The following is a 4982-nucleotide window of genomic DNA, read 5'->3' as shown; positions in this document are numbered from 1 at the left end:
TTTTTTGAGCCGTACCGCTTTTCATTCTTGTGGAGCCTGTTAACACCTCTGCCCCCACATCTGGCGCAATAGATAAGTCAGCAATTTCACTCATCATACTTTTGCCACGTGTAGTAATAGATACTGTCAATGCTTTTAACTTTTTGCCATATTGCAAAGCGGCAACAGTGAAAGGCGTACGACCGCTTGCCGCAATGCCAATAACCACATCGTTATCACTAACGTCACGACGTTGAAGCTCTTCAATTGCCGCGTCTTGGCTATCTTCAATATTTTCAACCGCTTTTAGCATTGCATCATGACCGCCTGCAATAATCGCCTGCACTAATGTAGGAGAGACACCAAAAGTAGGAGGGCATTCGGCACTATCGAGTACCGCTAATCGCCCACTTGTTCCGGCACCAACATAAAAAATACGTCCCCCTTTTTGCAAACGCTCAGTAATTTTTTCTACCGCTTTAGCAATAGCAGGTAATTCTTTTTTCACTGCATTGGCAACCGTCATATCTGCACTATTGATGAGCGTAACCAACTCTAAAGCGCTTGATTCAGAAAACTGTGTCGTTTCTTGATTGCTTTCATTCTTAAGACATTCGCTTAATGCATCTTCTTTCATCACAACAACCTTATGAAACTAAATTTCAATTAAAAATACATCCAGTGAAATTACATTTCAATTGTATTTGTCACTACTTTGTGAAATCAATCACATTAAGTTAAGCCTTTTTTCTTTGTCAGACATTCAATAGTGATTATAAAAATAGAGTAATCTATTGATTTAAAATGAATTCCACTGGTCACCTAAATAAGATAACAAGTGGAATATAAAGAGAGGATAGTGCAGAAGTGTACTACTTCGCTTGCGCTAAAAACTGCCCAAACTCTTCAATACTAGGGTAAGAAGATTGTGTGCCTTTTCCGGCAACACTTAAACCAGAAAACATCACGGCTTTATTTAACGCCTCTTCAATATTATTGGTATGAACATAATAATGGGAGAAACAACCAATAAAGGCATCGCCTGCACCACTGGTATCTATGGCATCAACGTCGATGGCAGGAATGTATTTTTCAATCTCACCATTCATCCATAATGCCCCTTTTTCACCTAATGTAACGATGACATTCTTAAAGCCTTTTTGTAATAAAGAACATGCGGCTTCGCGAATTTCATCCATTGTAGTGATTGGCATCCCCGTCAAAATTTCAAGTTCTGTTTCATTCGGAACAAAAAAGTCACAACGAGCCGCAATCTTAAGATCTAATGCTTTTGACGCTGGTGCTGGATTAAATAACACAGGAATATGGTGTTTGTTACCGAACGCAATAGCGTGATAGACCGTTTCAAGCGGGATCTCTAATTGCAGGACGATTATTTTGCATTTTTTTAGACTATCTGCTGCTCTATCAATATCTTCGGGTGACAAATGCTGATTCGCACCTTTAACAATTAAAATGCTATTTGATGATTGAGAAGTCACAAAAATAGGTGCAACGCCACTTGTTGTACCGGGTACTTTTTCAACATAGCGTGTATTAATGCCATAAGATCCTAAATTCATGATGGTGTTATCCGCGAAAATATCATCGCCAACCTTTGTTAACATCATCACTTTTGAATTTAATTTAGCAGCAGCAACCGCTTGATTCGCTCCTTTACCGCCACAACCCATTTTAAATGCTGGCGCCTCAAGGGTTTCCCCCTCTTTTGGCATCCTATCTATATAGGTGATCAAATCCACCATATTTGAACCAATCACTGCGATATCCATAGCGCCTCTTACTCTTATGTAAAATTTATAAATGTTAAAATAGTGACATTATGATAGATGTATAAACAATATCATGTTATTTAAATATCATTTGTGATTGTTATCATGTTAAAAACAGCACTAATATGTTGCCAAACTAACATGAGTGATAAATAACAATCTTCTTATCAAGGAATATACTATGCGTCCATTAGCTAATTATATCGATCATACCCTTCTTGCAGCAGATACAACTGAAGCACAAATCAAGAAATTGTGTGCTGAAGCCGTTGAACACGGTTTCTTCTCTGTTTGTATTAACACTTCTTACATCCCTTTAGCAAGAACTTGCCTTGAAGGAAGTGATGTCAAAGTATGTTGTGTTATCGATTTCCCATTTGGTGCAGGTTTAACTGCAACAAAAGCATTTGAAGCGGCTGAAGCTATTCGTCAAGGGGCACAAGAAGTCGATATGGTTATCAATATCGGCATGTTAAAAAGTGGTCGTTTAGACTTCGTAAAACAAGATATTGAAGCAGTAAAAGCAGCTTGCGGTAATACAACTCTGAAAGTTATTTTAGAAACTTGCTTATTAACTGACGACGAAGTACGTTTAGTTTGTGAAATGTGTCGTGAGATCCGCGTTGATTTTGTGAAAACATCAACAGGATACAGTACAATGGGCGCAACGGAACATCATGTCGCTTTAATGCGCAAAACCGTTGGTGATGAAGTCGGCGTGAAAGCATCAGGTGGTGTTCGCGATCGCCAAACCGCATTAAACATGATCAAAGCAGGTGCAACACGTATTGGCGCTAGTGCAAGTGTCGCTATCGCAACAGATTCAGATGCACCTGAATCAACTTACTAATTATTTAGCGTCTATTTTCTTGGAGTACGCTACTCGATAATACAAGGATCCTTCGGTGATAGAGACCAAACAGCACGAACGTTTGCGCCGCCTCAGTGAATGTATAAAACGCTCAGGTCGCATTCATCTTAAAGACGCCGCGAGGATCCTTGAAGTTTCTGAAATGACAATTCGGCGCGACTTAAGTTCTGACGCTGAAAACCCTTTTCCAATGTCATTACTAGGTGGCTACATTGTTGCATTAGCCCAGCCTCATTCAGGGTTAATCTCAACATCCTCTGATATTATTACGCCAGATCAAACGGCAGAACTTCATATTCCTAATCTTGCTGCAGGTATGGTATCTGACGGCGATGTTCTTTTTTTTCGATAATGGGCAGCTTATTCCCGCGCTGATTGAACTTATCCCCGATAATCTGCATTTCACAGGGATCTGTTATTCTCATCGCGTATTTTTAGCATTAAGCCAGAAAAAAAAATGCCACTGTATTACTCTGCGGAGGAGAATATCGCCCTAAAAGTGACTCATTCTACAATCCGACTCAACCTTCTTATCTGGATAGCATCAATCCCAAAAAAGCCTTTATTTCAGCCGAAGGGGTTCATCTCGATTTTGGCGTTACCTGTTATAACATCGACGATCTTTATATGAAGAAAAAAGCGATGGATAAATCTATTCGTAAGATCTTACTCACCAAATATCACTTTTTTGATGAAACAGCGACAGGCAATATGGGCGATTTAGCTCAGTTTGACGTTATCATTACAGATAGAAAATTAACGGATGATTATGAAGATTATTGCAGAAAAAAGCTCAGTAAAAAATAATTTATTAAAATTAAAATAATAGAAAAGCTAACTAAAAATAAAATAATAAAAAGAAAAACCAGTTTTTAAAATTAAAATAAAAATCTATTTATTCTTTTTTTTAAAATAAAGAAAACCACACCACTTTTTCATTGCTAAAACAAAAAAAAAGTGGTTACATATGCCCCGCGATTTAATATTTCTCACCCATTTTACATCGCTGCAAGGAGGTATCCCATGACAACAACAAATATGAATACCCTTTGCGGACAATCTCAGAAGTAATCCTTTTTTCCTTCTTTTTGCTGTCCGCCAATCAATTTATTTTTTTATCCTTTACATTATATGGATTGGTATATGGACAAGTGTGTTCATTATTTATCTGATCGCGTTTGTTATATCGCATCGGATAATACTTGGATTGAAAGCAAAGCAATCCAACAACTAGAAACAACGGCTCAACTTCCTGATATGGCTTATGTCGCAGGTATGCCAGACCTACATCCAGGTCGTGGTTATCCTATTGGTGCAGCCTTTTTTTCTGTTAATCGTTTTTACCCTGCCTTAGTCGGAAATGATATTGGCTGTGGCATGACACTCTTTCAAACTGAATTTAAAAACAGCAAACTCAACTTAGATAAAGCCGAAAAACAGCTGAGTGAAATGCGTGATATCGCACCTTCAGAATGGCTAGAAGCGCATCTATCCACTGAAATGCAAAACCACCCATTCGCTGGCTCTTTAGGCTCTATTGGTGGGGGGAATCACTTTGCTGAATTCCAACAAATTGACCAAGTGCTTAATGAAACACTTTTCGTTGAAAGTGGTATCAATAAAAAACAGTTATTGCTATTAGTTCACAGCGGATCGAGAGGTTTTGGGCAATCTATCTTACGTGCCCATACCGAACAATTTGGTCATAAAGGACTTGTGGCTAACACCGAAGATGCAAATAAATATTTGCAAGCTCACAATAATGCACTGGATTATGCAAAAATTAATCGTCGCCTTATTGGTGAAAGAATGATGCGCCAAATTCGCACTCAAGGTGAAGTTATTTCTGATGTAAATCATAATCTTGTAGAGCCTTGTGAATTACATGGTCAACAAGGTTGGTTACATCGCAAAGGTGCAACACCCGCGCATCACGATATCGTGGTGATCCCAGGTTCTCGCGGTGATTATAGCTATATTGTTAAGCCCATTGTGTCTGAATTAAGCCTCCATTCACTCCCTCATGGTGCAGGTAGAAAATGGATGCGTACAGAGTGCAAAGGTCGATTGTCACACCGTTTTACCCCTTTACAACTTTCACGAACGGCATTAGGTAGCCGTATTATTTGTGCCAATAAACAACTGATTTATGAAGAAGCCCCGCAATCTTATAAATCGATTGAGACAGTGATTGAAAGTATGGTGAGTATTGGATTAATCGAAGTTATCGCTCGTTTAAAACCCGTGATCACCTATAAAACAAGTGGAGAGATGGCGTAATGTTATTACAATTCACCTCTGCACAAGGCCCTGAAGAGTGCTGTTTGGCGGTTGAAAAA

At 38.8% G+C, this 4982-nt stretch carries 4 protein-coding genes and 1 pseudogene; 3 read left to right on the top strand and 2 right to left on the bottom strand.

Annotated elements, in window-relative coordinates; genetic code table 11:
- A partial coding sequence (locus BHE89_RS09430; RefSeq protein ID WP_141008284.1) for an N-acetylmuramic acid 6-phosphate etherase occupies window positions 1-616 on the bottom strand: 616 nt, incomplete at its 3' end.
- A 235-nt stretch (window positions 617-851) separates the two neighbouring features.
- Window positions 852-1772: a ribokinase gene (gene rbsK / locus BHE89_RS09425; protein ID WP_069368082.1), complete on the bottom strand. Its 921-nt coding sequence runs from the start codon at window positions 1770-1772 to the stop codon at window positions 852-854.
- Window positions 1773-1953: 181 nt separating this feature from the next.
- Here rbsK and deoC point away from each other — a divergent pair, with 181 nt between their 5' ends.
- The 3 genes and pseudogenes from deoC (at window position 1954) to BHE89_RS09410 (ending at window position 4923) form a co-directional block, all read left to right on the top strand.
- Window positions 1954-2622 (top strand): deoxyribose-phosphate aldolase, encoded by a 669-nt coding sequence (deoC, locus tag BHE89_RS09420; protein WP_069368083.1) that lies wholly within the window; start codon window positions 1954-1956, stop codon window positions 2620-2622.
- Window positions 2623-2677: 55 nt separating this feature from the next.
- Window positions 2678-3450 (top strand): annotated as a pseudogene (locus tag BHE89_RS09415) (DeoR family transcriptional regulator).
- A gap of 336 nt (window positions 3451-3786) precedes the next feature.
- Window positions 3787-4923 (top strand): RNA ligase RtcB family protein, encoded by a 1137-nt coding sequence (locus BHE89_RS09410; RefSeq protein WP_069368085.1) that lies wholly within the window; start codon window positions 3787-3789, stop codon window positions 4921-4923.
- The last annotated feature ends 59 nt before the right edge of the window (window positions 4924-4982 follow it).

Origin of the sequence: Shigella sp. FC1967 (assembly GCF_001743005.1) — a bacterium.
Lineage (GTDB): Bacteria > Pseudomonadota > Gammaproteobacteria > Enterobacterales > Enterobacteriaceae > Proteus.
The sequence above is the reverse complement of the archived record's forward strand: the minus strand, read 5'-3'. Positions and strand labels throughout refer to the sequence as shown.

Coding starts and splice junctions, on each gene's coding strand:
- rbsK (WP_069368082.1), bottom strand. CDS start 1,772: ATGGATATCGCAGTGATTGGTTCAAATATGGTGGATTTGATCACCTAT.
- deoC (WP_069368083.1), top strand. CDS start 1,954: ATGCGTCCATTAGCTAATTATATCGATCATACCCTTCTTGCAGCAGAT.
- BHE89_RS09410 (WP_069368085.1), top strand. CDS start 3,787: ATGGACAAGTGTGTTCATTATTTATCTGATCGCGTTTGTTATATCGCA.